The organism is Marinimicrobium alkaliphilum (assembly GCF_003259155.1).
GTDB classification, from domain to species: Bacteria; Pseudomonadota; Gammaproteobacteria; order Pseudomonadales; family Cellvibrionaceae; genus Marinimicrobium_A; species Marinimicrobium_A alkaliphilum.
Window position 1 is genome coordinate 62,454 of the sequence record NZ_QGMQ01000009.1, and the last position, 26,177, is coordinate 88,630.

22 protein-coding genes are annotated in these 26,177 nt (G+C 59.6%); 6 read left to right on the forward strand and 16 right to left on the reverse strand.

Annotation, left to right across the window (positions count from 1 at the left end):
* Positions 1 to 254: 254 nt before the first annotated feature.
* Positions 255 to 797: a CinA family protein gene (locus DKW72_RS14190; RefSeq protein ID WP_111643045.1), complete on the reverse strand. Its 543-nt coding sequence runs from the start codon at positions 795 to 797 to the stop codon at positions 255 to 257.
* A 76-nt stretch (positions 798 to 873) separates the two neighbouring features.
* Between DKW72_RS14190 and mutS the strand changes: the two genes are divergently transcribed.
* Positions 874 to 3,480, forward strand: a complete 2,607-nt coding sequence (mutS, locus tag DKW72_RS14195) for a DNA mismatch repair protein MutS (protein ID WP_232522414.1) — start codon at positions 874 to 876, stop codon at positions 3,478 to 3,480.
* A gap of 99 nt (positions 3,481 to 3,579) precedes the next feature.
* Positions 3,580 to 3,903 (forward strand): ferredoxin FdxA, encoded by a 324-nt coding sequence (gene fdxA / locus DKW72_RS14200; RefSeq protein ID WP_111643047.1) that lies wholly within the window; start codon positions 3,580 to 3,582, stop codon positions 3,901 to 3,903.
* A 113-nt stretch (positions 3,904 to 4,016) separates the two neighbouring features.
* Here fdxA and DKW72_RS14205 read toward each other — a convergent pair whose 3' ends face one another.
* The 11 genes from DKW72_RS14205 to ftsB all read right to left on the reverse strand — a co-directional run bounded on the left by DKW72_RS14205 (position 4,017) and on the right by ftsB (position 15,994).
* Positions 4,017 to 6,695 (reverse strand): di-heme oxidoreductase family protein, encoded by a 2,679-nt coding sequence (locus DKW72_RS14205; protein WP_111643048.1) that lies wholly within the window; start codon positions 6,693 to 6,695, stop codon positions 4,017 to 4,019.
* 90 nt (positions 6,696 to 6,785) lie between these two features.
* Positions 6,786 to 8,411 carry a hypothetical protein gene (locus DKW72_RS14210; protein ID WP_157960503.1) on the reverse strand — a complete coding sequence of 542 codons (1,626 nt, stop codon included), beginning with the start codon at positions 8,409 to 8,411 and terminating at the stop codon, positions 6,786 to 6,788.
* 352 nt (positions 8,412 to 8,763) lie between these two features.
* Positions 8,764 to 9,768, reverse strand: a complete 1,005-nt coding sequence (gene rpoS, locus DKW72_RS14215; RefSeq protein WP_111643050.1) for an RNA polymerase sigma factor RpoS — start codon at positions 9,766 to 9,768, stop codon at positions 8,764 to 8,766.
* A gap of 129 nt (positions 9,769 to 9,897) precedes the next feature.
* On the reverse strand, positions 9,898 to 10,671 hold the full coding sequence (locus tag DKW72_RS14220; protein WP_232522421.1) for a peptidoglycan DD-metalloendopeptidase family protein: 774 nt from the start codon (positions 10,669 to 10,671) through the stop codon (positions 9,898 to 9,900).
* Between the two features lie 207 nt (positions 10,672 to 10,878).
* Positions 10,879 to 11,820: a DUF368 domain-containing protein gene (locus tag DKW72_RS14225; RefSeq protein WP_232522415.1), complete on the reverse strand. Its 942-nt coding sequence runs from the start codon at positions 11,818 to 11,820 to the stop codon at positions 10,879 to 10,881.
* A 35-nt stretch (positions 11,821 to 11,855) separates the two neighbouring features.
* Positions 11,856 to 12,500, reverse strand: a complete 645-nt coding sequence (locus DKW72_RS14230) for a protein-L-isoaspartate(D-aspartate) O-methyltransferase (RefSeq protein WP_111643137.1) — start codon at positions 12,498 to 12,500, stop codon at positions 11,856 to 11,858.
* Between the two features lie 93 nt (positions 12,501 to 12,593).
* Positions 12,594 to 13,550 carry a tRNA pseudouridine(13) synthase TruD gene (gene truD, locus DKW72_RS14235; RefSeq protein ID WP_111643052.1) on the reverse strand — a complete coding sequence of 319 codons (957 nt, stop codon included), beginning with the start codon at positions 13,548 to 13,550 and terminating at the stop codon, positions 12,594 to 12,596.
* Positions 13,543 to 14,517: a YheT family hydrolase gene (locus DKW72_RS14240; RefSeq protein ID WP_157960504.1), complete on the reverse strand. Its 975-nt coding sequence runs from the start codon at positions 14,515 to 14,517 to the stop codon at positions 13,543 to 13,545. The genes truD and DKW72_RS14240 overlap by 8 nt, the downstream gene beginning before the upstream one ends.
* A gap of 10 nt (positions 14,518 to 14,527) precedes the next feature.
* Positions 14,528 to 15,007 carry a 2-C-methyl-D-erythritol 2,4-cyclodiphosphate synthase gene (gene ispF, locus DKW72_RS14245; protein ID WP_111643054.1) on the reverse strand — a complete coding sequence of 160 codons (480 nt, stop codon included), beginning with the start codon at positions 15,005 to 15,007 and terminating at the stop codon, positions 14,528 to 14,530.
* Positions 15,004 to 15,714: a 2-C-methyl-D-erythritol 4-phosphate cytidylyltransferase gene (gene ispD / locus DKW72_RS14250; RefSeq protein ID WP_111643055.1), complete on the reverse strand. Its 711-nt coding sequence runs from the start codon at positions 15,712 to 15,714 to the stop codon at positions 15,004 to 15,006. Before ispD ends, ispF begins: the two co-directional genes overlap by 4 nt.
* Positions 15,715 to 15,718: 4 nt before the next feature.
* Positions 15,719 to 15,994: a cell division protein FtsB gene (gene ftsB, locus DKW72_RS14255; protein WP_111643056.1), complete on the reverse strand. Its 276-nt coding sequence runs from the start codon at positions 15,992 to 15,994 to the stop codon at positions 15,719 to 15,721.
* A gap of 162 nt (positions 15,995 to 16,156) precedes the next feature.
* Here ftsB and DKW72_RS14260 point away from each other — a divergent pair, with 162 nt between their 5' ends.
* Together DKW72_RS14260 and DKW72_RS14265 are read left to right on the forward strand one after the other, a co-directional pair.
* Positions 16,157 to 16,699, forward strand: coding sequence for a superoxide dismutase family protein (locus DKW72_RS14260; RefSeq protein ID WP_111643057.1), 543 nt, complete (start codon positions 16,157 to 16,159; stop codon positions 16,697 to 16,699).
* Between the two features lie 75 nt (positions 16,700 to 16,774).
* On the forward strand, positions 16,775 to 18,085 hold the full coding sequence (locus tag DKW72_RS14265; protein WP_111643058.1) for a DASH family cryptochrome: 1,311 nt from the start codon (positions 16,775 to 16,777) through the stop codon (positions 18,083 to 18,085).
* Positions 18,086 to 18,141: 56 nt separating this feature from the next.
* Here DKW72_RS14265 and eno read toward each other — a convergent pair whose 3' ends face one another.
* From eno to tilS, 4 genes are all read right to left on the reverse strand, one after another.
* Positions 18,142 to 19,431 carry a phosphopyruvate hydratase gene (eno, locus tag DKW72_RS14270; protein WP_111643059.1) on the reverse strand — a complete coding sequence of 430 codons (1,290 nt, stop codon included), beginning with the start codon at positions 19,429 to 19,431 and terminating at the stop codon, positions 18,142 to 18,144.
* Positions 19,432 to 19,487: 56 nt separating this feature from the next.
* Positions 19,488 to 20,339 (reverse strand): 3-deoxy-8-phosphooctulonate synthase, encoded by an 852-nt coding sequence (gene kdsA / locus DKW72_RS14275; protein WP_111643060.1) that lies wholly within the window; start codon positions 20,337 to 20,339, stop codon positions 19,488 to 19,490.
* 21 nt (positions 20,340 to 20,360) lie between these two features.
* Entirely contained in the window at positions 20,361 to 21,983 is a 1,623-nt protein-coding gene (locus DKW72_RS14280; protein WP_111643061.1) for a CTP synthase, read from the reverse strand.
* 128 nt (positions 21,984 to 22,111) lie between these two features.
* Positions 22,112 to 23,476, reverse strand: a complete 1,365-nt coding sequence (gene tilS / locus DKW72_RS14285) for a tRNA lysidine(34) synthetase TilS (RefSeq protein WP_198411369.1) — start codon at positions 23,474 to 23,476, stop codon at positions 22,112 to 22,114.
* Between the two features lie 77 nt (positions 23,477 to 23,553).
* On the opposite strand from tilS, the gene DKW72_RS14290 reads away from it, so the two are divergent.
* Both DKW72_RS14290 and greB read left to right on the forward strand, forming a co-directional pair.
* Complete coding sequence (locus DKW72_RS14290; RefSeq protein ID WP_111643063.1) at positions 23,554 to 25,491, forward strand: S9 family peptidase; 1,938 nt, start codon at positions 23,554 to 23,556, stop codon at positions 25,489 to 25,491.
* Positions 25,491 to 26,006 carry a transcription elongation factor GreB gene (greB, locus tag DKW72_RS14295; RefSeq protein WP_111643064.1) on the forward strand — a complete coding sequence of 172 codons (516 nt, stop codon included), beginning with the start codon at positions 25,491 to 25,493 and terminating at the stop codon, positions 26,004 to 26,006. Before DKW72_RS14290 ends, greB begins: the two co-directional genes overlap by 1 nt.
* The last annotated feature ends 171 nt before the right edge of the window (positions 26,007 to 26,177 follow it).

Below are 26,177 nucleotides of genomic sequence, written 5' to 3' on the forward strand. Positions count from 1 at the left end.
TTCCCTGTACGCTCGAAGTCGGCCGTCCCTACGCGCTCCAGGCGCTTCGGGACACTTCCCACATCCCTGTGGGTCGTCCATGCCTCCTACGGTCGAGCACCCCCTTCCCTCCCTCAAGGGCTCTCTCCAGAACGGCCCAAACGCTGTCTGAGGAGGTGGGTGGGGGCTGAAACAAGGGTTGGTGACCGTGCGCGGCAGGGATGCCGCGCTCGAGCGTACAGGGACGTATTCACCGCGTGTCACCAACCCTTGTTTCAGCCCCTGCCCACCTCCGGCGGCTCATAGGCACGCCCGCCATGCTGACAGATATCCACCAGCTCCCGCAAGGCCACCACCACCGCCTGGCGCCGCACACTCGCCCGGTCGCCATCAAAATAGAAACAACGTGCCCGGCGCCAGCCGTCAGCCCGGCCCCAGGCCAGCCATACCGTCCCCACCGGCTTTTCACGCGAGCCGCCATCAGGCCCGGCGATACCGCTCACCGCCACCGCCAGATCCGCGCCAGAGGCCGCCAGGGCACCCTCCACCATCGCCAGCACCACCGGCTCGCTCACCGCGCCGTGGGCCTCCAGAGTCGCCTCAGGGACGCCCAGCAGCGACGTTTTGGTCCGGTTGGCGTAGGTGACAAAGCCCACTTCAAACCAGGCCGAGCTTCCCGCCACGGCGGTAATCGCCGCGGCGATACCGCCCCCCGTGCAGGATTCTGCCGCCGTTACCTGCCATTGAAGGGCCTTCAACTCCGCGCCCAACTCCGCCGCCAGGTGCATCAGAGTCACATCCAAATCCGCGTGCTGCATTAATCACCCTTTTGAGGCCTCGATGAATCCCTGTAGAATACCCGCCTTAAATTCAGACAACCAGTCCAAACACTCTATGGCAACTACCAGCGCGCCCGATCAGCATACCCCGATGATGCAGCAGTACCTGCGCATCAAGGCCGAACACCCACATGAGTTGGTGTTCTACCGCATGGGCGACTTCTACGAGCTGTTTTACGATGACGCCAAAAAGGCTTCCGAGCTGCTGGATGTGACCCTCACCGCCCGAGGCAAGTCCAACGGTCAGCCGATTCCCATGGCGGGCATCCCCTACCATGCCGCTGACGGCTATCTGGCCAAACTGGTGCGCGCCGGGGTATCGGTGGCAATCTGCGAACAGATTGGGGATCCGGCCACCAGCAAGGGGCCGGTGGAGCGCAAGGTTATGCGCATCGTCACCCCCGGCACCATCAGCGACGAGGCGTTGCTCGACGAGCGCCGGGATAACCTGCTGGTGGCTGTTCATCAGGACGGTGAGCACTACGGCATCGCCTCCCTCGATATGGCCAGCGGCCGCTTCCTGGTGCTGGAGGTGGACGGCCTGGATGCCGCCCTGGGCGAGCTGCAACGGCTGAGTCCGGCCGAGCTGTTGGTGAGCGACGACCTGGGCGCGCCCGAGCTGCTGCAGGGCCGCAAGGGCCTGCGTCGGCGCGGCCCCTGGGAGTTCGAGCTGGATACCGCCCGGCGCCTGCTGACCCAGCAGTTCGGCACCCAGGATCTGGCCGGTTTTGGCTGCGATCATATGCACACCGCGCTCGCGGCCGCCGGCTGCCTGCTCAGCTACGCACGGGAGACCCAGCGCACCGCTCTGCCCCACGTGCGCGGCCTGGCGGCAGAGGTTCGCGACGAGGCGGTCATTCTGGACGCCGCCACCCGGCGCAATCTGGAACTGGATATCAACCTCGGCGGGGGCGAAGAGCACACCCTGTTCGCGGTCCTCAACACCGCCGCCACCAGCATGGGCAGCCGCCTGCTGCGCCGCTGGCTAAACCGTCCGCTGCGGGATCTGGCGCAACTCCAGGCGCGCCAGGAGGCCATCGCCAGCCTGCAACACAACTACGGTTTTGAGCCTGTCCACCAACTGCTCAAGCGCGTCGGCGACCTGGAGCGAATCCTCGGGCGCCTGGCACTGCGCTCCTCCCGCCCCCGGGATCTGTCGCGTCTCTATATGTCTCTGGCCTGTTACCCGGAAGTGCAGAGCGCGCTGAAAGACCACGAGGCGCCGCTGCTCAAACAGTTGGCAGCGCGCATCAGTACTTTTCCTGCCCTGGTAGATTTGCTTGGGCGCGCCATTGTGGAGAATCCGCCGGTGGTCATTCGCGACGGCGGCGTCATCGCCGAGGGCTACGACCCGGAACTGGACGAGCTGCGCAATATCAGCAACAACGCCGGCCAGTATCTGGTCGATCTGGAAACCCGCGAACGTGAACGCACAGGCATTTCCACCCTGAAAGTGGGCTATAACCGGGTCCACGGCTACTTTATTGAACTGACCCGGTCACAGGCCGGCCAGGCCCCGGCGGACTATATCCGGCGCCAGACCCTGAAAAACGCCGAGCGCTTCATCACGCCCGAGCTGAAGGAGTTCGAAGACAAGGCGCTGTCCGCCAAGAGCCGGGCGCTGACACGGGAAAAAGCCCTGTACGAGGAGCTACTGGAAATTCTCAATGAGCAGCTGTTGCCGCTGCAGGACTCCGCCGCGGCCATTGCGGAGCTGGACGTACTCAGCACGCTCACCGAACGCGCTGACGCACTGAGTTTTTGCCGCCCCACGCTCAAAGAGACTCCGGGTATTGCCATCACCGACGGCCGTCATCCGGTCGTGGAGCAGGTCAGCGAGGCACCTTTTGTGCCCAACGACCTCAACTTCGGGCCTGAGCGCCATATGCTGCTGGTCACTGGCCCCAATATGGGCGGTAAATCCACCTATATGCGCCAGGCGGCACTGATTGTGTTGCTCGCCCATATCGGCAGCTTTGTGCCCGCTGCGCGGGCAGAGATCGGGCTGGTCGATCGGATCTTCACCCGAATCGGTTCTTCGGATGATCTCGCCGGTGGCCGGTCCACCTTCATGGTAGAGATGACCGAGACGGCCAATATCCTCCACAACGCGACTGCGCGCAGCCTCGTGTTGATGGATGAAATTGGTCGGGGTACCAGCACTTTCGACGGTCTTGCCCTGGCCTGGGCCTGCGCCCGCCACCTGGCGGAACAGGTCAAAGCCTACACCCTGTTCGCCACCCACTACTTTGAGCTGACCTTACTCCCCAGTGAGCTGCCCGGTATTGCCAACGTCCATCTGGACGCCACCGAGCACAAAGACAATATTGTGTTCCTGCACAAGGTTCAGGAGGGTCCGGCCAGCAAAAGCTATGGCTTACAAGTGGCCAAGCTGGCGGGCATCCCCGACCCGGTGCTGCATGACGCCAAACACCAGCTAGCGCTACTCGAGCAAAGCGACGAACGGCTCAAGGGCGAGAAGGCCCCCGCCAAAGACATCCTCGGGGCGGCACCAACGCCGGCAGGAGGCCCCGTTCAGGGCGGCCTGTTCGACAGTCAGCCGCACCCGGCGATGGATGCCCTGGGCGAGCTGAACCCGGACGAACTGACCCCGCGCCAGGCGCTGGAGCGCCTTTACGCCCTGAAAGAGCTGTTAAAATAGTCATTCGGGGCCACGGCGCCCTACCAAAAGCTGAGAATGCTGCTAAAATGCGCGCATTCCAAACAACCGTGACCGCAATCGAGACTACTGGAGCCTGATATGACGTTTGTCGTTGGGGAAAACTGCATCAAGTGTAAACATACCGACTGTGTTGAAGTCTGCCCGGTAGACTGTTTCTATGAAGGCCCCAATTTTCTGGTCATTCACCCGGACGAGTGCATTGACTGCGCACTTTGTGAACCTGAGTGTCCGGTGGATGCCATCTTCTCGGAAGATGAGCTGCCCGAGGAGCAGGCGGTTTATCTGGAGCTGAATGCCGAGCTGTCGGAAGTGTGGCCCAATATCACGGAAAAGAAAGACGCCCCGGCCGATGCCGAGGAGTGGGATGGCGTACCGGACAAACTGCAGTACCTGGAGCGTTAGTACCTTCGACCCAGTTCCCGGTGCCGACCGACAAAAAAGCCCTCAGGCGCGAGCCGAGGGCTTTTTTTACGAATAAAAAAGGGTGCCCTTGTAGAGCACCCAAGCTAGGAGGATCACAACGACCGAAGGAACTCCAGAACATCCTGTTGCTGCGACTCTGACAACGCCTCATAGGCATTTTTAGCGGACTCGCCTTCTCCGCCGTGCCACAGAATCGCTTCTTCAATAGTGCGCGCACGGCCATCGTGCAAGTAACCGTGCTCCGGCGTGCATTCGCGTTGGCCTGGCGGAGCCTGGGTCATGCCCCCGGTTACGCAGGCGGAATGCCCCAGACCCCACAGCGGTGCTGTGCGCCACTCGGAACCCGAGGCCTCGCCTTCACCCAGGGTATCCGCCATATCCGGGCCCATATCGTGAAGGAGCATATCGGTGTAGGGATAAATAGTCTGGTCGCGCAGCTCCGCCAGTGGGTGATAGGGGCTGGTCTGGAAGCTCGGCGTATGACAACTCGCACAGCCAATCTCGGAGAAAGCTGTCTCACCCCGCATCACGGCAGGATCATCGTAATTCTGCTGTGGCGGCACGCCGAGCAACGCAATGTACTTGACCAGATTCTCCACGTGGATATCGTCCAACTCGGCGCCGCTCGGGCCACAGTCAGTCTGCGCACTGCCACAATCCGGCTCGGGCATCACCGAGGTCATCACGCCCATGTCGGTGTTCAGGGCACCGACAACCTGGTGCAGGATGCTCACTTTGCCCGCCTTCCAGCCAAAGCGGCCCAAGCGGGTTTCGCCGGTTTCCGGATCAACCACCCGGTTGGCACGGCCGGAAATACCATCGCCGCTCTCGTCATAGGGATCTTCCAACGCCAATATCGCTTCCTCAGGGATAGCCTCCAGTAACCCCATACCCACGAGCTGCGGCGCAATACGGGCCGAGAAGCGCTCAGGCGTCACACCGGTAAACTCATAAACGGGCCGGCGCAGACCGTTTTGCTCAAACCAGGAGGCGATAAACACTTGGCCTTCACTCTCGGCCCCCTGATTGGCCTCGGCCTGCAGCACCCGCCCCAAATACGGGTGAGGATTACCTTCTTCGTCGCCGACCTGAAAAACCCATTTCTCGAGATGTTCACCCAAAGCCTCAGGTACGGCACGACCATTGCGTACATGGCAATCCGAGCAGGCTTCATTGATATAGCGAGGACCGGATAAACCCGCGAGTTCTTCAAACACCGGATTTTCCGCTGGCAATTCGTCGTGAGTACCATCGACGAATGAGGTATGCAGCACTCGCCGGCCTTCGACAAACGGCTGGGCATTGTCGTAACCAAGATTGGTGGCCATCTGCATAAACCGGTTCTGGGGTTCACCGGACGTATTCGCATGCAGCGTTGTATCGCCACCAAGCCAGGCGCGCTCGGGAATTTTAACCGAATCTTTTATCCCCCCTGCGGGTGTTGTGCCGCCAACATTCCAGGGCACGATACCTTCGCCGACAATATAGAGGTAGGTGGTACCGTAATAAGGTGCCCGACCATTGGGTACACCCGGAGCCAGGAACTGACTGATTTCAAACTCGAGCCGATCACCGAGCTGGATAGCACGGCCCTGACGGCAGTTGTGACTGCGCTCCTTGTAGTAATTCAGATCGTCAATCACTTCCATCGTGCCGTTATCACAAAACTCCGCAACGGTATTTCTGCCCACATAAAACCAACGATTTTCCGCTTCCAGGTCATTCAAGCGCCACTGAGTACGCACATTCATACGAATACTGTCGCCGCCTTTGGCAACCCGGTCGATAATTTCAATCGCCGCCGTGCGGTGCTCCCAATAGAAGCTCAGGAAATGGTCGTATTGCTGAAATTGATCTTCCTTGGCATGACGGTCACGGGCGCGATCCGAAAAACGGGTAATCAGCGCATCATCAGTTTCATAGGTGATGACCGGCTCCAGTGGCGTTCCTGCGTGAAAAAGTGGCATGACACCGCCAACTTCTGTGGGCTGATAATCCGGATCGTGCGGCGGGGTATATCCACCCTCGGAGTAATCGGTATTTGGAGGACTGCTGCTGGAGCTCGAGCTATCGTCGGGATCGCTGCTTGAGCTGGAGCTGGAGTTCGCGTCTCCTCCAGTGGAGTACTCGTCCGACTCGGCGCCTTCAGCGTACACTAGAGATACCCAAGTGGCATCGGTTGGGCCCGGGTAAAACAGTTGACCGGCACCCGGTTCAAAGCTGAAAAAACGCGCTTCGATCCGGTCACCGTCATCGTAGCTGCTTTCGCGCACCACGTGATAGGTAAAAGTGCCGTCACCGTTGTCAACCTCGGCACCACTCTGACTCTGGATATCGTTGACCACGAAATCCTGGGCACCGTTGCGGCGGGCAAAGACATGGACCGCATCTTTACGCATCGGCACGGTAATACTGAAACGGACACTGCCTCCGGCAAGTGCACTGATCCGCACCTGATCCAGATAATTAGCCTCTTCCGCGGCTGGCGCACTGGAGCTGGAGGACTGTGTGCCGTCAGAATGATTATTGTCAGACGACTCGCTGCTGTTGTTGTCCGCAACGCTGCTGGAACTGTTACCCGACTCGTCATTATCACCCTCGTCGGGAGGCGCGCTGCTGCTGTGGTCACTGCTCATTGAAGACTGCTGTGAACCATTACCATCATCCTGATTGGGGGGCGGCTGTTCGCCACTGGAGCCGCCGCAAGCACTCAGGATGACAGTGACCGCGAGGGCAAACAATACCCGGCGGCTGATTGAGAAGAAAATCATAATAATTACCTCGAACGCCTCACTGACCGCGCGCCGCAGAATGCATGGTTAATGGCATCCTGCGACTCGTGAGGTGATTGTGGTTAACGGTCAGTCAGTGAAGGTTGTTTCTGCCCAATCGCCATCGGTCGGGCCCGGGTAGAATGACTGCCCCGAAGCGGGGGTGAAGGTATAGAAACGCGCCCTGATCACGTCGCCATCTTCGTAAGGCGTATCCTCTCGCAGTGCCACGTAGGTCCAGGAGCCATCACCGTTGTCGATCTCATTGCTGGGGGTATGTTGGATGTGGTTAACCACAAAATCCTGGCCACCGTTGCGCTGGGCGAACAGATGCACGTCTTCCTTGCGCTCGTCCAGGCGGATACTGAAGCGCACATCGCCATTGTCCAACTGCGCAATAACGACCTCACCAATGCCACCGGCAATCTCGTCGTGACCGTTGTCCCCCGAGCCGTTGTCGTCATCACCGGTTTCACCGCCACCATTGTCGCCATCCTCGCTGTCATCAACGCCTTCAACCACAAGGCCCGCAGCGTAGGTCAAAGACAACCAGTCATCGTCAGTCGGTCCTGGGTAAGGGGCTGCTCCGCTGTCGGAAGCACCATAGAAACGTACCTCGACCAGGTCATCGTCGGCATAACCGTCCTCGCGGATCACTTCATAGGAGTAGGTCCCATCGCCATTGTCAGTCACGGCACCGTCGATGCCCTCGATATGGTTAACGACAAAGTCCTGAACACCGTTGTGACGAGCAAATAGATGCAGTACATGCTGCTCCTCCGGTAGACGGATAGTGAAGCGCGCACCACCGCCAGTCAGTGCCTCAAAGCGAATTTGCTCAAGCTCACTCGCGGGCGGGCTGGGCTCATCATCTTCCTGGAGCGGCTGTACCGCTTCCAGCGCGCAGTCTTCAGCGGCGCAAACGTACTGGATGTTGTTCAGGTGCACCAGTGCTGTACCACCCGCGGCCTCCAATACAAAAGCGTTGATGATTCGCGCAAGATCAGCCGAGCCCGGCTCCAGCGTGTTGTCGATAAAGTCAGCAACAGGGACACTCATGGAGACCCATTCACCCACCTCGGGGGTTTCCAGGGTGTACTCACTGACGCTGGGCCAGCCGCTATCAAGTTTGACCGTCAGACGGGTCTCGGCGTCAATGGCATCCACCTGGATATCAAACTGAACCTCGCCGTGATCCCGCATGGCTGAGGTCATCGTCAGACCATGACTGAACGGCGTGTCTTCCACACCGAGGAAAACATTACTGGCGTTGGGATCGTTAAACTGGATTTCCCAGACTGTCTGGCCATCGGCGCCAATGCCTTCGGCATTGGACTCAACAGTGCCGTATTGGCCGGGCGTCAGCACACTGGAGACTTGCTCACCATCGACCGTCAGTGCCAGCGTCGCCAGCCCGTCAGCGTAGAATGACCAGGCTTCAGAATCGGGGGCTGCCGGTTCGGACGAGTCGTTGCTGGACTCGGAACTGCTTTGGTGCTCCTCTGAGCTTTCGCTCGATTCGCTGGATTCACTGGATTCGTCATTGCTCGACTCAGAACTGCTTGAGGAGGAGTCTTCACTGGACTCTGAGCTAGCACTACTCTCAGAGGAGGACTGATCGCTGGAAACGGAGCTGCTGCCACCACTGGCGTCTTCATCAGAACTGCTGGAGCTGCCACACGCAACCAATCCGGACGAGATTAATAGGGCCAGCATAAGTTTGTTGACTTTGATTATTTTTCGCATTGGGAGTCTACCTCGTTGCACTGTTTACATTTATCGTTATTTCTCAGCGTCATAACCGATTCTGGGAGATGGGCCGATAGTTCACAGTGCGCCCGGGACAACAATAAATCGTCCCACTAGCGGAAAAAAACCAAAGTGGTACCTCGAAATGCCGAATGACGAGGGCTGGCGGAGAATTAAGAGCAGTGCCAACAGGGTGAATTCCCACTTTTCAGGCCCATAGGCGAAAAGTGGAACTCCGCCTCAAGCCAAGCATTGCCCAAAGTCCCACAAAAAAACCGCGCCTGAGCGCGGTTTTTACGTGAGCTTGGCTGCCGAGTGCTTAGGCGCTAAAAATGGCCTGACTATCCAAACCCTGACGCGCCATGATGTCTTTCAGGCGCCGCAGCGCTTCTACCTGGATCTGCCGCACACGCTCGCGAGTCAAACCGATCTCCCGGCCCACTTCCTCAAGCGTGCTGGTCTCATGGCCGCGCAACCCGAAACGCCGCGCCAACACTTCGCGCTGCTTATCGTTCAACTCGTCAAGCCAATCATCCAGGCTATCAGTGATGTCGCTGTCCTGTAGCAGCGCAGCCGGGTCTGAATCCTGGGTGTCGGGTATGGTATCCACTACGGTGCGGTCGGAGTTGTTGCCGATCGGACTATCCGCAGAGGTGACACGCTCATTCAAGCCGAGCATACGTTCGACATCCGCAACGGGCTTTTCAAGCACTTGAGCGATTTCGTCCGGCGTGGGTTCGTGATCAAGCTTCTGTGCCAATTCGCGTGCAGCACGCAAATAGACGTTGAGCTCCTTCACGACGTGAATGGGCAAACGGATGGTTCGGGTCTGATTCATGATAGCCCGCTCGATGGTCTGGCGGATCCACCAAGTGGCGTAGGTAGAAAAACGAAACCCGCGCTCCGGATCAAACTTTTCAACCGCTCGAATCAACCCGAGGTTGCCCTCTTCAATCAAATCAAGCAGGGCCAGGCCACGATTGACATAGCGGCGGGCAATCTTCACGACCAGACGCAGGTTGCTTTCAATCATTCGTTTACGCGCACTCTCATCGCCGCGCAGCGCTTTACGGGCGAAGAAAACCTCTTCTTCTGCCGTCAATAAGGGGGAGAATCCAATTTCGTTGAGGTAGAGCTGGGTGGCGTCGAGCGTCTTGTCGGAAGCCGCTTCGCTGCGGTGAGAGGTTTTTCGCCGGGATGTAGAAACCCTGGCCTTATCATCGGTGGTGCTCAGATCTTTTTGTTCACTGTCAAACCGGACTTCGCTGACCGCAGCGTTGTCACGATCGTTGGTTTTGCTCGAATCCCTTGTTTGCATAGCCATGATCTGCCCCTTATTGTCAATTGCTCCACCGAAGGTCCATCGTACTATCCTTGGGTGGGTCTGATGCGTTTTCAAGTGGAACCACTCTTAAACACTCAGGGAAGCCTACGCAGCGAGGTGCAATTTAGATCAACGGTTTGGCAAATAGTCCATGGGGTTCACCGGATTGCCATCACGCCGTATTTCAAAATGCAATTTCACCCTGTCGGTACCACTTGAGCCCATCTCGGCCACTCTCTGCCCGGCTTCGACAACATCCCCCTCCTCTACCAGCAAGCGGTTGTTGTGTGCATAGGCACTCAGGTAGGTATCGTTGTGCTTGATGATAAGCAACCTGCCATAGCCGCGCAGCCCACTGCCAGCGTATACAACCTGGCCAGAGGAGGCCGCAATCACAGGCTGTCCCAAATCGCCGGCAATATCAATACCCCTATTCAGTCCTGCATTGCTGTTGAAGGTCCCGATAACCCGTCCGTCACTGGGCCAGCGCCAGTTCGGACTGCCGCTTGGGGTCGCCGTAGCTCTCGACGAAGTTGTTCTATTTTCTGAACGGCTAGAGACTGGCGGCTGACTCGCCTGAGGGCGACTGGTCGCCGGCGGCTGAGCACGCGCCTGCGCCGCGGCCGTGCGCCCCACGTCCAGACGCAAGGTTTGTGAAGGATAGATTACAAAAGGTTCAGCAATACCGTTGTGACGGGCCAACTCCCGGTAGTCAAGGCCATAACGCCACGCAATTGAGTAAAGTGTCTCACCGCGAGCGACCCGATGCTCGCCGGAATCGGGCACCGGTGTCCGCTGAGTGGCGCCCCCACCGGTGGGCCGGGCACCGTCCTGAATACGCCGACTGGGAGGCTGATCGCGCTCACTGATCTGTGCGGGAGGCGCCGTGCCACAACTCTTCAACAGCACACAAACGATCAATATACTGATCGATCGAATCACTGTGAATGTGGCTTTTCGACACCCCTGAGGCATACCATTCTCGATGTGCTAGACCAATAAACGACCACTTTTTATAATAAAACGCTCTAAAAAGTGAAAATCCGATTTAAAAATACTCTATGTTTTTGGCACCAAATTCCCAAAATGCCCTGCAATGTAACGGATTTCTTAGTGTGGCGTCCGAGGTTCTGTGCCCGCTTTCGGGCGCCCTTTGGCCGCACCCCACTCTACCGCCAACACCAGAAAAAAACCAAGGACGGCAAGTGCCAGAACCGCCGGCCACAAAGACTCCCCCGGATAATTGCCCGGCCATACGTTGACCTGAACCAGCGCCTGGGGTTCGCCCCGATGATCCAGACCGGCTGTAACCATCTGTTTCCAAGGCCAGATGATGGTCAGAGACCCCAGCAGAATACCCGTCAGTAACGCCAGTGTCCGGGCGTGGTAGTGGTGTAGAAGCCAGGACAACAGGTGCGAAAATGCCAACAAACCAACGACACAACCACCAAAAAAACTCGCCAGGATTGCTACATCGAAGCTGCTCAGCGCCGCCAGAAATACCGGATACATGCCCATCATCAGCAACAGGAAACTACCCGAAATACCCGGCAGGATCATTGCGCAAATAGCAATCATGCCGGCAATAAACACCATCCACCACTCTCCCGGCAGCTGTGCCGGGCGCAACTGGGAGATCACCAGGGCGATCGCCACGCCGACCAGCAGCGCCACCCAGACTCCCGGGCTACGCCAGACTAATTGACGCGCCACATAGAGCACAGACGCCAAAATCAAACCAAAAAAGAAACCCCACACCAGCAACGCGTGGTGCTCAAGCAAGTAGGTAACGGCATTGGCCAGTGTGAACAGACTGAACAGAACCCCGGCAAACAGGGTCAGGAGAAAGCTGCCGTTAATGCGCCGCCAGAAGGCCAGAATACCCTCACGCCGCCACACGCCAAGCGCTGACGGCGTCAAACCGCGCAGGGAATCGATCAATTCTTCGTAGATGCCGGTGATGAAGGCGACGGTGCCGCCGGAGACGCCCGGGACAACGTCGGCGGCACCCATGGCGACGCCCTTCAACCACAATATCAGGTAGGAACGCACGGTCTCTCCTTGGCTCTCCCCGATGATCGGGGCAATTATCGGGTTATGCCGGACAGCAAGGGCACAAATTTCACCGGTTCGAGCACTTGGGTCACAAACTTATCGGTGTCCGGTTCGCGGATCACCAGATGCAGTTGCTGAGTCTGCCCGCCCACAGGGATCACGAGCACCCCGCCCGGGGCCAGCTGTTGTTTGAGCTCTTCCGGCACGAATTGCGGCGCCGCCGTACTCAGAATACCATCGAAGGGCCCCTGCTCGGGCCAGCCGAAACCGCCATCAGCGTGCTTGAGCTGGACATTGTGAAGCCCCAGTTGCCGCAGGCGCTCACGCGCACGATCTTGCAGTGGTTTGATACGCTCAACGCTGTACACCTGCTCTACCAACTGTGCCAGCACCGTCGTCTGGTAGCCGGAGCCAGTGCCCACCTCGAGCACGCGACGCAGGGATCCACCCGCAGCCGCCAGCAGTATTTCAGTCATTCTCGCCACGATATAGGGCTGGGACAGCGTCTGCCCGTAGCCGATCGGCAAGGATGAGTCCTCATAGGCCCTATGTGACAGGGCTTCATCCAGAAAAAGATGTCGGGGCGTATTGCGAATAACGTCAAGCACCCGAAAGTTGGTTACGCCCTGGTCCATCAGACGTTGCAACAGGCGCTCGCGGGTACGCAGTGAGGTCATCCCCACGCCTTCAAGAATCAGGCTGCTCAACCCAAGTCCTCCATTTGATACTGCAGGCTGTAAAAAACGCCACTATAGCACAAGGCCCCGACTTCAAGCGCTGGTCCAGTCACAGAGTTCACGCAACAATGCCGTAGCGTAGGTGCCCACACCGAGCCGAAAGCGCAAAACCAGATCCGCCCCCTGCCAGTGCCAACTCAGGTCCTCCGGGAGCAACTGTAAGGCCCGTCGCTCCTGATTCAGGCCAACATGCTCGAGCCCGTCACACCAGGCTTGCCAAGGTGCCAGTACCTTCTGCTCAAGCGCTCCCAACTCGCCGCTCGTCAGGGGCCGCCCGCGCCCCCAAAGCGGTCCTGAAGCCTGCGCCTCGGGCTCCCCATCAATCAACGCCCGCCAGTTGCCCTGTCGAACCCGCTCCGCCAGCACCTGATTGAACAACCAGGAACGTGCAGCGGAAAGCACCAACCCACGCTCCTGGCGCCGCCGGATGGGGCGCCGTTCGACCAGTAAAGCCTGGGCCAAAGGCAGGTTGCCTCCCTCGCGACCAAAACGCTGCTCCCCAAAGTAGTTGGGGGCGCCCTCCCGTGCGAGCCGTTGCAGACGCGGTTCGAGCGCTTCCTCAGAGGTACCTTGGAGGTCCCGCAACCGAATGACGAAGTCATTGCCCCTATGCTGTCCGCGGCGCAATTTGCGATTGTGTCGGGTCACCTGCAACAACTGCACGTCGTCATTCTCCACCTCGGACCACCGGGGTTCGGCGCCCTTGGGCTGGTAGATGCTGAACCACTGGGTGGTGACCGCATGCCGATCCTTGAGTCCGCAGTAGCTGACGTCCCTGGATTCTACCCCCGCCACGCTGGCCAGCTGACGGGCGATCCAGTCGGTGTTCTGGCCACGCTTGCGCAAGTGGATGCACCAATGCTCACCACTACCCGAAGGCTCGAACCCGAGTACCTCATCCACCTGAAAATCCTCAGGGGTCGCTCTCAAGATGGCGCGCGCCTCGGGCTCACCCAGAACCCGCGGAAAATTCAGATCAAACTCAGTCATCAGTGGTAACACTCTCAAAAAAGTCCATAAGGCGCCGATCCAGCCACCATCGATCACCGCCACCCCAAAAGCCCACATGCCCACCCGAAGCCGTGATTTCCAGGGGTAGCTGGGCGTTTTTCGCCGCCTGCGGCTCAGGGAAGCACTCGGGGGTCAGGAAAGGGTCGTTGCGCGCGCTGACCATCAGCGTCGGCACATCAATGGGGGCAAGGAAGAAACGCGCACTGCACTGCCGGTAGTAATCCTCGGCGTCCCGGAAGCCGGCGTGCGGTGCTGTGTAGTAATCATCCAGTTGCCAGAGGGTGCGACAGTGCGCCAGCGGCGCGGTATCGAAGTGTTCCGGGAACTGGGCGGCTTTGCGTTGCAGCCGCGCCTTCATTGCCCGGACAAAGTGGCGCCGGTAAATCACGTTGGCCGGGCGCTCCAGCGCGATCGCACAACCGCGCAAATCCGCGGGCACCGACGCCGTTGCTGCGGCGCGCACGCCCCGCCGGGCGGCCTCGGGCCCCTGCTCACCGAGCCACTTGAGGGTCATATTACCCCCGAGGGAAAAACCGGCGAGCACGAAATGGGTATAGCCGCACTGCTCGGCCGCCCAGGTGATTACCGCGTCCAGATCGTAGCTGGCGCCCGAATGGTAAAGCGTGGGCGTCAGGTTGTCGGCGCGGCCGCAGCCGCGCAGGTTCCAGGCCAGTACCGGGTAACCGAGCGCCTGAGCCTGTTGCGCCAGGCCGAGTACATAAGCGCGCTGGGAATTACCCTCCAGGCCGTGGGAAATGATCACCAGAGGTTTTCCCGGCTGCGCATCCGGGTAGAGGTCCGCCACCAGGCGATCGCCATCGGGCAGGGGGATTTCTACCGGCTGACTGGTCAGCACCGGCCTGCGCGCGAAGCGCGGCACCAGGGTTTGCAGGTGTCCCCCGGGCTGCCACCAGGGCGCCTTGAACGTCGGGACGCGCGAGGTCAATACCGACACCTCAGGTCTGTACCGGGTTCAGCAAGACGACCGCCTGGGCCGCAATACCTTCTTCGCGCCCGGTAAACCCGAGGCGCTCGGTGGTGGTCGCCTTGACATTGATCTGCCCGGGCGCCACCTCCAGGTCTGCCGCAATGTTGGCCACCATGGCGTCAATATGGCGGGCCATACGGGGCGCCTGGGCGACCACAGTCATATCTGCATTGCCCAGCCGCCAGCCCGCGGCTTTGAGTTTGGCGTAGACCATACGCAGCAGCGCGCGGCTGTCGGCATTGCGGTACTGGGGATCGGTATCCGGAAAGTGGCGACCGATATCACCCATGGCCGCCGCCCCCAACAGAGCGTCGCAGAGCGCATGCAGAAGCACATCGCCATCAGAGTGCGCGACCAGCCCTTGGGTATGGGGAATCAAGACGCCGCCAATAACGATTTTTTCGCCCGAACCAAAGGCGTGGACATCGTAACCCTGTCCTACTCTCATGGGGTTTTCTCCTGCTGTTCAAGGATCAGCGCCGCCAGGGGCAAATCCTCCGGGCGGGTGACTTTGAGGTTGTCCTCGCGCCCCTCAACCATCAGCGGGCGGTGGCCAAAGGCTTCGACGGCCGAGGCTTCGTCGGTGATCGCCAATCCCTGTTCAAGCGCGGTGGCGAGGCAGTCGCGCAGCAGGCGATAGCGAAAAATTTGGGGGGTCTGCGCGCGCCACAGGGGTCGGCGATCTTCGGTCGCCAAAATTTCACCTGCGCTGACGCGTTTGACTGTATCACTCACGGGTACGCCGAGAATACCGCCCACCGGGTGCTCAACGACGGCCGTGCGCAGCGCCTCAATCTGAGCTGGGGTAATGCAGGGACGCGCGGCATCGTGTACCAGCACCCAGTCATCGGCACCGGCGTAGGGCTCGAGTGCGCGCAGACCATTGAGCACCGAATCAGCACGCTCGCTGCCGCCAATCAAGGTCTGAATGCGGCTGTCATGACTGAGAGGCAACTGGTGCCAGTAGTCATCTTCTGCGCTCAGCATCAACAGCAACGCGCGGATATCCGATGCTGCCAACAAGCGCGTCAGAGTCTGTTCAAGCAGCGTATGATCACACAGCGGCAGGTATTGTTTGGGGCGATTCGCTCCCATCCGGACGCCGACGCCGGCGGCGGGCACCAGCACCCAGGTTTTGGCAGGATCAAGACTCACGGAATTACTCGTCCTCAACAATCATAAAAAACGTTTCGTCCTCATGAATCATGCCCATATCCTGGCGGGCGCGCTCTTCTATGGCATCGTGGCCGGTTTTAAGATCCTCAACTTCCACCGCAAGCACCCGGTTGCGCTCGCGCAGGCGCTCGTTCTCGGCTTGCTGACGCTGAATCTCACGTTCAAGACGGGCTTGATCCGCGCGGCTGCCCTCGCCGACCCACAGGCGATACTGCAGGCCAACCAGGAGAATCAGTAAAAGTGTGACCATCCATTTCATGGCAGAACCGGTTGGAAATTCGAGGACTGTCATGGTACACCAAGGGTCTGCGGGGGCAAAGCGACCCCTTCCGGCAAAGATCACACTTTTTACCTATAATGATCCCCAACAACGTCGCCGACGTTATCTGTCTACACACTTGCACCACCAAGAGGACTGATCATGAGCAAATTATCTGCACTTGTCGCCGGCACGGCATTGACCCTGAGCGCTGGCGCACTGGCCCACAACCACGGTGACGCGCCCGCCAGTGCCTACGCCGAAATGATCGACAGCGATGGCGACACCGTCGGTCAGATTCACCTGCGCCAGGGTCCCAACGGCGTATTGTTCAGCCTGGAGTTACGCGGTCTCGAGCCCGGCATGAAAGCCATCCATATTCACAGTGTGGGCACCTGCGATGATCACGAACACGGCTTTCAGGATTCGTCCGGACACCTCAACCCGGATGACAAGCAGCACGGCTTGATGAACCCCGAAGGGCCGGACGCCGGTGACCTGAACAATTTTTACGTCCATACAGACGGCTACGCGCGCGCCGAACTGTTTAACGAGCGGGTCAGTCTGGATGGCAGCCGGGCTGCGGCACTCCTGGGTGGCGACGGTACGGCCCTGGTGATCCACGAGAACCCCGACGATCACTACAGCCAGCCCATTGGCGGCGCCGGTGCGCGAATCGCCTGCGGCGTCATCGTTGGGGATTAAACCTCACACTACCGCGCTCGTCCGGACAGGCTTTTAGGCCGTATCACCCCACTACGATTCCGAGGTATACAGCCTATGATCCAGACCGCGATTTACTGGTTTAACAACGACCTGCGCATCGCTGACAACCCAGCGCTACAGCAGGCCGCCTTGCACAGTCAGAAATTGATTTGTGTATGCTGGCCAGAGGCGCCCTGGACCCGCTCAAGCCTCTATCCTCAAGCCACCCCAGGGGCCGAACGTCAACGGTTTCGGGAGGAGGCCCTCACCGACCTGTCCCAGCGTCTCAGCAAGCTGGGGCAAACCCTGTATGTCATTCGCGCTGATCTGCTCGGGACCTTAAAGTCGCTGATCGCAGAGCAGCGGGTCGACGCCCTGTTCCGTTCCGTACAAGCAGGCGAATACGAGAACCGATACTGGCACAATCTCGGCGTCAGCCACCCCGGACTGACGTTACGCGAGTTCCACACCCACACCCTGTTTCGCCCCAACGAGCTGCCTTTCGACATCGAGGAGCTGCCCAGTACCTTCTCCGGGTTTCGTAAGCGGGTAGAGAAGCTCAATGTCGCCCCGCCGTTAGGAACCGTGGTGTCATTGCCGCCCGCACCCAAATCGGTGTCGTTGCCCCTATGGCCCGCCGACGTCGGTGCAGACTCGCCGATTGCCGGCGGTGAGAGCGCTGCCGAGCGGCACGTAAGGGACTACTTCGCTGACAATCGTGCCCACACCTACAAGGAAACCCGCAACGCCCTGGACGACTGGAACAGCTCCACCAAGTTTTCCCCCTGGCTTGCCCTCGGCTGCGTCTCGGCCAAGACGCTGGTACAACATTTACGCACCTACGAGCGCACCCATGGCGCCAACGACTCCAGCTACTGGATCTATTTCGAGCTGCTCTGGCGCGAATACTTTCAATGGTACGCCCACAAGCATCGACAACACCTGTACCGATTCAGCGGTATCGGAACCCGTAGGCCCCTGACCAGTTTCTACCCGGAACGTTTTCGCAAATGGTGCCGAGGTGAAACGCCCTATCCGTTGGTGAACGCTTGCATGAAACAATTGCTCGCCACCGGCTATATGAGTAATCGCGGCCGACAGATCGCGGCCAGCTGCCTGATCCATGAGCTGAAATGTGATTGGCGCTACGGTGCCGCTTTTTTTGAGCAGCACCTGCTCGATTATGATGTCGCGAGCAATTGGGGGAACTGGCAGTACATCGCCGGTGTGGGAGCGGATCCGCGCGGGGGCCGACATTTCAATATCGACAAGCAGGCTCAGATTTGGGACCCAAACGGGGAGTTCATAAACCGCTGGGCAGGCGCTGCACCGGCCCAACAACTGGACTCGGTGGATTATCATGACTGGCCGATCAGCCCCAAATAAAAAGGGCCGGCAAATGCCGGCCCTTTTTTCGTGGCGCCTGAGCGTTTCAGCCTGATTTAGGCTTTGAACTCTGCACGACCGCGGTAGGCAGCTTTGTCGCCCAGCTCGGCTTCGATGCGCAGCAGACGGTTGTACTTGGCCACACGGTCAGAGCGGCACAGGGAACCGGTTTTGATTTGACCTGCGGCCGTAGCAACCGCCAGATCGGCGATGGTGGTATCTTCGGTTTCACCGGAGCGGTGCGAGATAACGGCGGTGTAGCCGGCATCCTGAGCCATCTTGATCGCGTCCAGGGTTTCAGACAGCGAACCGATCTGGTTGAATTTGATCAGGATCGAGTTGGCGATACCCTTATCGATACCTTCTTGCAGGATCTTGGTGTTGGTGACGAACAGGTCGTCGCCCACCAGCTGGATTTTGTCGCCCAGGACTTTGGTCTGGTAAGCCCAGCCATCCCAATCGCTTTCATCCAGGCCGTCTTCGATGGAGATGATCGGGAACTCTTTGCACAGCTCAGCCAGGTAGTCAGAGAACTCTTCGGCGGTAAACTCTTTACCTTCACCGGAGAGCTTGTACTTGCCATCCTTGTAGAATTCGGAGGCAGCGCAATCCATCGCCAGGGTGACGTTGTCGCCCAGCTTGTAACCGGCATTGGCCACAGCGGTGGCAATCACATTCAACGCGTCGGCGTTCGAGGGCAGATCCGGCGCAAAACCGCCTTCGTCACCGACAGCCGTGCTCAGGCCTTTTTCGCTCAGCACTTTTTTCAGGGCGTGGAAAATCTCGGCGCCCATGCGCAGTGCTTCAGCAAAATTCTTGGCGCCGACCGGCTGAACCATAAATTCCTGAATGTCGACGTTGTTGTCGGCGTGCTCGCCGCCGTTGATGATGTTCATCATCGGTACCGGCATGGTGTACTTGCCCGGTGTGCCATTGATGTCGGCGATATGCTGGTACAGGGGAATGCCCTTGTCGGCGGCGGCGGCTTTGGCAGCAGCCAGGGAAACCGCGAGAATGGCGTTGGCGCCAAACTTGGACTTGTTCTCGGTAGCGTCGGCGTCGATCATGATTTTGTCGAGCCCGCGCTGATCGGCGGCATCTTTACCCACCAGCAGACCTTTGATGGTGCCATTGATATTTTCAACCGCCTTGAGCACGCCCTTGCCCAGGTAACGGGATTTGTCGCCATCGCGCAGTTCCAGCGCTTCGCGTGAACCGGTAGAGGCGCCAGAGGGCGCGCAGGCCTGACCGACAACACCGCTTTCCAGAATCACTTCAGCGCTCACGGTGGGGTTACCGCGGCTATCCAATACTTCAAAGGCTTTAATATCAGCAATTTTGCTCATGAGTTTTCCTACTCCAGTTTCACATTAAATCGGTTGTACAGCGTACCCGCGCGAGGTTACACAATATCGAGCGGGGGGAAGCCTTTGACCAGGTCATCCAAGGCTTTCATCTGCTGCAGAAAGGGGGCAAGCTTATCGAGCGGCAAGGCGCTCGGACCGTCACATTTGGCATTATCCGGGTCCGGATGAGCTTCCAGGAACAAGCCCGCCAGGCCTACCGCCATACCCGCACGCGCCAATTCGGCTACCTGATGACGACGGCCACCGGAGGCCGCCCCCATAGGGTCGCGGCACTGCAGCGAGTGGGTCACGTCAAAAATGACCGGCGCGCCGCCGCTGACTTCGCGCATGGTGCGGAAACCGAGCATATCCACCACCAGGTTGTCGTAACCAAAGTTACTGCCCCGGTCACACAAAATGATCTGGTCGTTGCCACACTCGCGGAATTTTTCGACGATGTTTTTCATTTGCCCCGGGCTCAGGAACTGGGGCTTTTTGATATTGATCACAGCACCGGTCTCTGCCATGGCCTGCACCAGGTCGGTCTGGCGAGCAAGAAAGGCCGGCAGCTGAATCACGTCGGCGACTTCGGCCACCGGCTGGCATTGATGAATTTCGTGAACATCGGTGATCACCGGAACGCCAAACTCGGCCTTGACCGCTTCAAAGATTTTTAAGCCTTCTTCCATGCCCGGTCCGCGAAACGAATGAATCGACGAGCGGTTGGCCTTATCAAACGAGGCCTTAAAGACATAGGGAATTCCCAGTTTGTCCGTGGCTTTGACGTAGGCCTCGGCCACCTGCAAGGCCATATCGCGGCTTTCGAGGACGTTCATACCGCCGAAGAGCACAAAGGGCAGATCATTGCCGACGCTCAGCTTGCCTATCGCTACCTGCTTGTTATCCATCTTGACTCCTGATCCGTGCGCTTACTGGCTATTGGCAAGCGCGGCTTTGATAAAGCTGGTAAACAGCGGATGGCCATCGCGCGGGGTCGAGGTAAACTCCGGGTGGAACTGACAGGCGACAAACCAGGGATGGTCGGGAATTTCGACCACTTCCACCAGGGTGTCATCGGAAGACCAGCCCCCGATACGCAAGCCGGCGCGCTGCAATTGATCGACGTAATTATTGTTCACCTCATAGCGGTGACGGTGGCGCTCAATGATCACGTCCTTGCCGTAAATCTCGCGCACTTTGGCGTCCTTGACCAAACGACACTCCTGCGCACCCAGGCGCATGGTGCCGCCCAGATCCGAACTCTCATCGCGAGTTTCAACCGAGCCATCGGCGTCGATCCACTCAGTGATCAGGCCGATCACCGGGTGCTTGCTGTGCTTGTTGAATTCGGTACTGTCCGCGTCCTTCAGGCCCAGAACATTGCGTGCAAACTCGATCACGACCGATTGCATGCCCAGACAGATTCCAAGGTACGGTACATTGTTCTCACGGGCGTAACGCACAGACATGAGTTTGCCGTCGACACCCCGATCGCCAAAGCCACCCGGCACCAAAACCGCATCGGCGTCTTTCAAAATCTCCACGCCTTCTTTTTCCACCCGCTCGGCGTCGATGTAATTCACCTTGACCTTGGTGCGAGTGTGGATGCCGGCGTGTTCCAGGGCTTCATTCAAGGACTTATAGGCATCGAGCAACTCCATGTACTTGCCCACCATGGCGATAGTGACCTGGTGCTCCGGATGCAATTTGCCATCGACAACCCGATCCCATTCACTCAGATCCGCTTCCGGCGCTTCCAGGCCAAAGCGTTCAATGACGATATCGTCCAGGCCATAGCCTTTCAGCAAACGAGGAATGGCGTAGATGGTATTAGCGTCGGGCAAGGGCACCACGGCGCGCTCATCAACGTTGGTAAAGAGCGCAATCTTGCGCCGGGAATCATCGTCGACGGTTTTTTCCGAACGGCACAGGAGGACATCAGGCTGCAGACCAATGGAGCGCAACTCTTTGACCGAATGCTGTGTGGGCTTGGTTTTGGTTTCTCCGGCGGTGGCGATATAAGGCACCAACGTCAGATGAATCAGTTGCGAATGCTGCGGACCGAGTTCGACTTTGAGCTGACGCACCGCTTCGAGGAAGGGTTGCGACTCGATATCGCCCACGGTGCCGCCGATCTCCACCAGTGCCACATCGACATCCCGACCGCCTTCAATAATCCGGCGCTTGATTTCATCGGTGATATGCGGAATGACCTGGACAGTACCGCCCAGATAATCGCCCCGTCGCTCTTTGCGCAGCACCGTCTCGTACACCCGACCGGTGGTAAAGTTGTTGCGCCGGGTCATCTTGGTGCGGATAAAGCGCTCGTAGTGACCCAGATCCAGGTCAGTCTCGGCACCATCCTCGGTGACAAACACTTCACCGTGCTGGAAGGGACTCATGGTGCCCGGATCCACATTGATGTAGGGATCGAGCTTCATGATGGTGACGTTGAGCCCGCGAGCTTCCAGGATGGCTGCCAACGAAGCCGAGGCGATGCCTTTGCCCAATGAGGATACGACACCGCCAGTAACGAATATATATCGCGTCATGTATAGCCTTGTTCAGTAGATCGAGTGCGACAGGATGCAGGCAAATACACGCAGAACGCTCGGCTCGAGCGCGGGTATTTGTCTTCAGGACGGGGCGTCAGGGTAGCAGAAAGGCCTGCGCTTCTCAATCAAAAGTTGCGCCCGGCGCGCCAGTGCAGACGATAGCCTGGGGCGCCCGGCGCGGCTTCAAAACCCCGGCATAGCCACAGATCCGCCACCGCCACCAGCTGCTCACCGCTATATATCAGCGGCAGCGACGGCCGCAGCCAGGGTGCCAACGCGTGCTCCTGAAGAAGGTTTTTCAAGCGCTGGGAGTGCGCCCGCCCGCTCGGCTGACAGCGCTCACCACCGATACGCCCGCGCACATGCAGATCCGGCAAGTCCGCACGGAGCCAGCTACCCGGCACCGGATCCGGCGGTACCAACGCCCGAAATTCGCACTCAAGCTCACCCCCGGAAGGCAGCACCAAGGTCTGATCGCACTGGTTTGCCACTGCCACGCACTCGCCCTCCGGCCAAGGAGCAGGCCGTTGAGCACGGGGCCAAACCACCAGGCGATCACGGTGGCGTCCGGCCTGGGCGTCACCCCACTCCACCAGTGCCTCACTGTCCGTGCTTCCTTCGAGCAACTGCTGCCTGAGCGCCGCCAAGTGCACCCGCTCGGGTATAGCCAAACCTTGTTTGGCGAACCAATACCGCAGGACGTTGGTTCGCCGGTGCTGGGTCAGTGCGCAAAGACCGTCCGCCCGCAAGCTCTGCCCCAGACGCTCCGGGCGCGGCTCCAATGTTTGGAGATCAATGGCAGCCAAATCATCGAGCAACGTCTGAGCCTCGGCCAGCTGTGCGCTCGTCCGCTGCCAACGCCGGGCAAAGTCCGGCCAACGTTCGGCCAGCACCGGCATGACCCGCTGGCGCAGATAATTGCGATCGAAGGCGGTATCCCGGTTGCTCTCATCCTCAACCCAGCGCAGGTCGACCGTATCAGCATAACTCCGCAGTGCAGAACGCGGCAGCGTCAGCAACGGGCGAACCACGAGCCCCTGGCCCAGAGGGCGGGTTCGGTGCATGGCGGCCAGACCGCGCAGGCCACTTCCCCGAAGCAGACGCAACAGTAAGGTCTCGGCCTGATCATCCGCATGATGCCCCGTGAGTAACAGGGCGCCGGGCGTCAGAAGCGACTCGAAGACCCGATAGCGTGCGTCCCGGGCAGCGCTCTCCAGGCCCTTGCCCTGCGCCTGAACACTGACCTTGCGCACGGTCAACACTACCCCAAGGGCCGCGCACAACTGCTCGCAATGGGCCTGCCAGGCATCGGCGTTGTCGGACAAACCATGATGGACATGCACCGCCCGGATACGACCCGCCGCCCCGCGTCCAGCCAGAGCATGCAGTAAGACGCTGGAGTCCAGCCCGCCACTGAGCGCCACCCACAGGGGCGTTCCGGGCGGGGTGTCGCGCAGCAGCGCATCCACCTGGCGATTCACGTCTGTCATACGGGCGGTTGATCCTTGGGCGCAGGCTATTGATAATGGGTGACTCACCATTGTCCATAATCCACGCGTGTAAATCCATGACTACTACAGCTCCCTATGGCAGTTGGCGCTCTCCGATTACCGCCGCACGCCTGACCGAGAAAAACGTCCGCCTGTCCGAGCCCCGGATCGACGGTGGCAACAGCTACTGGCTTGAGGCACGGCCCGAAGAGGGTGGGCGCAACGCACTGGTGGAACTCAACGCTAAGGGTGAGCATCGCGACCTCCTGCCCGCACCCCATAGCGTTCGCACCCGGGCCAATGAATACGGCGGCGGCAGTTACACGGTGTACGCCGGCCATGTTTACTGCGTGCTCGACGCTGACCAGCGGGTGTACCGACTCGAAGCAGGCAGCGCCACACCGGAGCCAGTGACGCCTGAAGGCGCCTACCGCTACGCGGATTTGCACCTGGACTACCGCCGCCACCGACTCCTTTGTGTGCGAGAGGACCATACAGTCAACGGCGTGGAAGAGCGCGCCGAGATTGTCGCCATCGACCTGCTCGAACCCGGCAACGTGGAGGTGCTGGTCAGCGGGGCCGACTTTTACAGCAACCCGCGGATCAGTCCCGACGGCCGCCATATGAGCTGGCTGTGCTGGCACCACCCCCAGATGCCCTGGGACGGCACCGAGTGCCACCTGGCACGCCTGGACAGCCACGGCGCTATTTTTGACAGTGCCGTCATTGCGGGCGGACCGGATGAGTCCATTTTCCAGCCCCAGTGGTCTCCAGACGGACAGCTGTACTTTGTGTCCGATCGCAGCGGGTGGTGGAACCTCTACCGGTGGAACGGCACCGGCAGCGATGCCCTCTGCCCAATGGATGCGGAATTCGCCACACCCCAGTGGGTGTTTGGCATGTCCACCTACGGCTTCCTCGATTTCCATAACCTTCTGTGCACCTACACCCGCAACGGTCGCTGGCACCTGGCGCGCCTGTCGCTGAGCAATGGCGAACTCACCCCCCTGGCCGAGAACCTGACCGACGTGTCCGGTATCCATTGCGGCCCCGGACGAGGGCTGCTGCTTGGCGCCAGTCCCAAGCAGAGCGCTACGCTGTGGCGCTACACCGACGGCGACACCAAGCTCAAGGCACTGGCCCACGCAAGTGCGAAACCCTTGCCCGAAGCCTATCTTTCACTTCCGGAGGCAGTCAGCTTTGCCACCCAGGATGGCGAGCAGGCCCACGGTCACTTTTACCCGCCGCACAACCCGGATTACCGCGCGCCCAAAGACAGCCTGCCGCCGCTGCTGGTGGTATGTCACGGTGGCCCCACGGGGGCGACGGAGTCGTCTCTCAACCCCAAGATTCAGTTCTGGACCAGCCGCGGCTTTGCCGTGCTGGATGTCAACTACCGAGGCAGCACCGGGTATGGTCGCCCCTACCGGGACAGACTCAAGGGTAACTGGGGCGTGACCGACGTGATCGATGTCTGCAGTGGCGCCCGCCATCTGGCGAAGGCCGCCCGGGCGCACCCGGATCAGCTCGCCATTCGTGGCAGCAGCGCCGGGGGCTATACGGTGCTGGCCGCCCTCACCTTTACCGACGTCTTCAAAGCCGGGGCCAGTCTTTACGGTATCGGCGATCTGGAAACCCTCGCCCGGGATACCCACAAGTTTGAGTCGCGCTACCTGGACTCGTTGATCGGCCCCTATCCCACCGAGCAGGCCACCTACCGGGCGCGTTCGCCCATCCACGCCATTGAACAGCTACGCTGCCCGGTGATCGTACTTCAAGGCTTGCAGGACAAGGTCGTCCCCCCGAGTCAGGCCGAAGCGGTCGTCGACGCACTGACCGCCAAGGGCATTGCCAATGCCTATGTGACCTTTGCCGAGGAAGGCCACGGCTTCCGCCAGGCTGACAGTATTCAGCGGGCCATGGAAGCGGAACTGTCTTTCTATGGACAGATTTTTGGCTTCACCCCCGCCGATCCTCTGGAGCCTGTCGCCATCACCCGACCGGAGGCGCACTGATGGGGCGCTGGCGTGCGCCCGGGCCGCGCAGTTCCGCCTACATCACACCCATGGGCGCCCGCCGCCTGCAGGAAGAACTTACCCAGCTCTGGAAGGTAGAGCGACCACAGGTCACCCAGGTGGTGCACGAAGCGGCCAAGAACGGCGACCGCTCGGAAAACGGCGATTACATCTACGGCAAGAAGCGGCTGCGGGAAATCGACCGACGGGTGCGTTACCTGAGCAAACGACTCGATCAGCTAACCGTCGTGGACCGCCTGCCCGACGACCGCAGCCGCATTTTTTTTGGCGCCTGGGTCACGCTCGAAGACGAGCAGGGCGAAGAGCGTACCTACCAGATTGTCGGCCCCGACGAATTTGATCTCAGCCGCGGACAACTGAGCGTCGATGCCCCCCTCGCCCGCCAGCTTCTGGGCAAGCGGGTGGATGATGAAGTGGTGGTGCGCACACCCGAGCGGGGGGAGCTGACCTATTGGGTGTGCAGGATTGAGTATCGGCCTTATGCGGAAGTATGAGCCTTTACGAATGTGACTTCGATCACGCCATCTGAGCAAATGAGCCGTTAAGATTTGCGCAATGGAGCTGACAATGTTTTAACAGGGAGTTTCAATCCGTGCCGACACCCATCGCCTCTCTCTCTCGCCTACCGCGCAGAAAATGTTACTCACATTTTCGCCGAGCACTGT

Excerpts from the sequence above, each read along its gene's own strand:
- DKW72_RS14280 (WP_111643061.1), bottom strand. The coding sequence starts at position 21,983 with ATGACGCGATATATATTCGTTACTGGCGGTGTCGTATCCTCATTGGGC.
- DKW72_RS14265 (WP_111643058.1), top strand. The coding sequence starts at position 16,775 with ATGATCCAGACCGCGATTTACTGGTTTAACAACGACCTGCGCATCGCT.
- DKW72_RS14230 (WP_111643137.1), bottom strand. The coding sequence starts at position 12,500 with ATGACCTCACTGCGTACCCGCGAGCGCCTGTTGCAACGTCTGATGGAC.
- ispF (WP_111643054.1), bottom strand. The coding sequence starts at position 15,007 with ATGAGAGTAGGACAGGGTTACGATGTCCACGCCTTTGGTTCGGGCGAA.
- truD (WP_111643052.1), bottom strand. The coding sequence starts at position 13,550 with ATGACTGAGTTTGATCTGAATTTTCCGCGGGTTCTGGGTGAGCCCGAG.
- DKW72_RS14205 (WP_111643048.1), bottom strand. The coding sequence starts at position 6,695 with ATGATTTTCTTCTCAATCAGCCGCCGGGTATTGTTTGCCCTCGCGGTC.
- kdsA (WP_111643060.1), bottom strand. The coding sequence starts at position 20,339 with ATGGATAACAAGCAGGTAGCGATAGGCAAGCTGAGCGTCGGCAATGAT.
- greB (WP_111643064.1), top strand. The coding sequence starts at position 25,491 with ATGGGGCGCTGGCGTGCGCCCGGGCCGCGCAGTTCCGCCTACATCACA.
- tilS (WP_198411369.1), bottom strand. The coding sequence starts at position 23,476 with ATGACAGACGTGAATCGCCAGGTGGATGCGCTGCTGCGCGACACCCCG.
- fdxA (WP_111643047.1), top strand. The coding sequence starts at position 3,580 with ATGACGTTTGTCGTTGGGGAAAACTGCATCAAGTGTAAACATACCGAC.
- DKW72_RS14290 (WP_111643063.1), top strand. The coding sequence starts at position 23,554 with ATGACTACTACAGCTCCCTATGGCAGTTGGCGCTCTCCGATTACCGCC.
- DKW72_RS14190 (WP_111643045.1), bottom strand. The coding sequence starts at position 797 with ATGCAGCACGCGGATTTGGATGTGACTCTGATGCACCTGGCGGCGGAG.
- rpoS (WP_111643050.1), bottom strand. The coding sequence starts at position 9,768 with ATGGCTATGCAAACAAGGGATTCGAGCAAAACCAACGATCGTGACAAC.
- ftsB (WP_111643056.1), bottom strand. The coding sequence starts at position 15,994 with ATGAAATGGATGGTCACACTTTTACTGATTCTCCTGGTTGGCCTGCAG.
- mutS (WP_232522414.1), top strand. The coding sequence starts at position 874 with ATGGCAACTACCAGCGCGCCCGATCAGCATACCCCGATGATGCAGCAG.
- eno (WP_111643059.1), bottom strand. The coding sequence starts at position 19,431 with ATGAGCAAAATTGCTGATATTAAAGCCTTTGAAGTATTGGATAGCCGC.
- DKW72_RS14260 (WP_111643057.1), top strand. The coding sequence starts at position 16,157 with ATGAGCAAATTATCTGCACTTGTCGCCGGCACGGCATTGACCCTGAGC.
- DKW72_RS14210 (WP_157960503.1), bottom strand. The coding sequence starts at position 8,411 with ATGCTGGCCCTATTAATCTCGTCCGGATTGGTTGCGTGTGGCAGCTCC.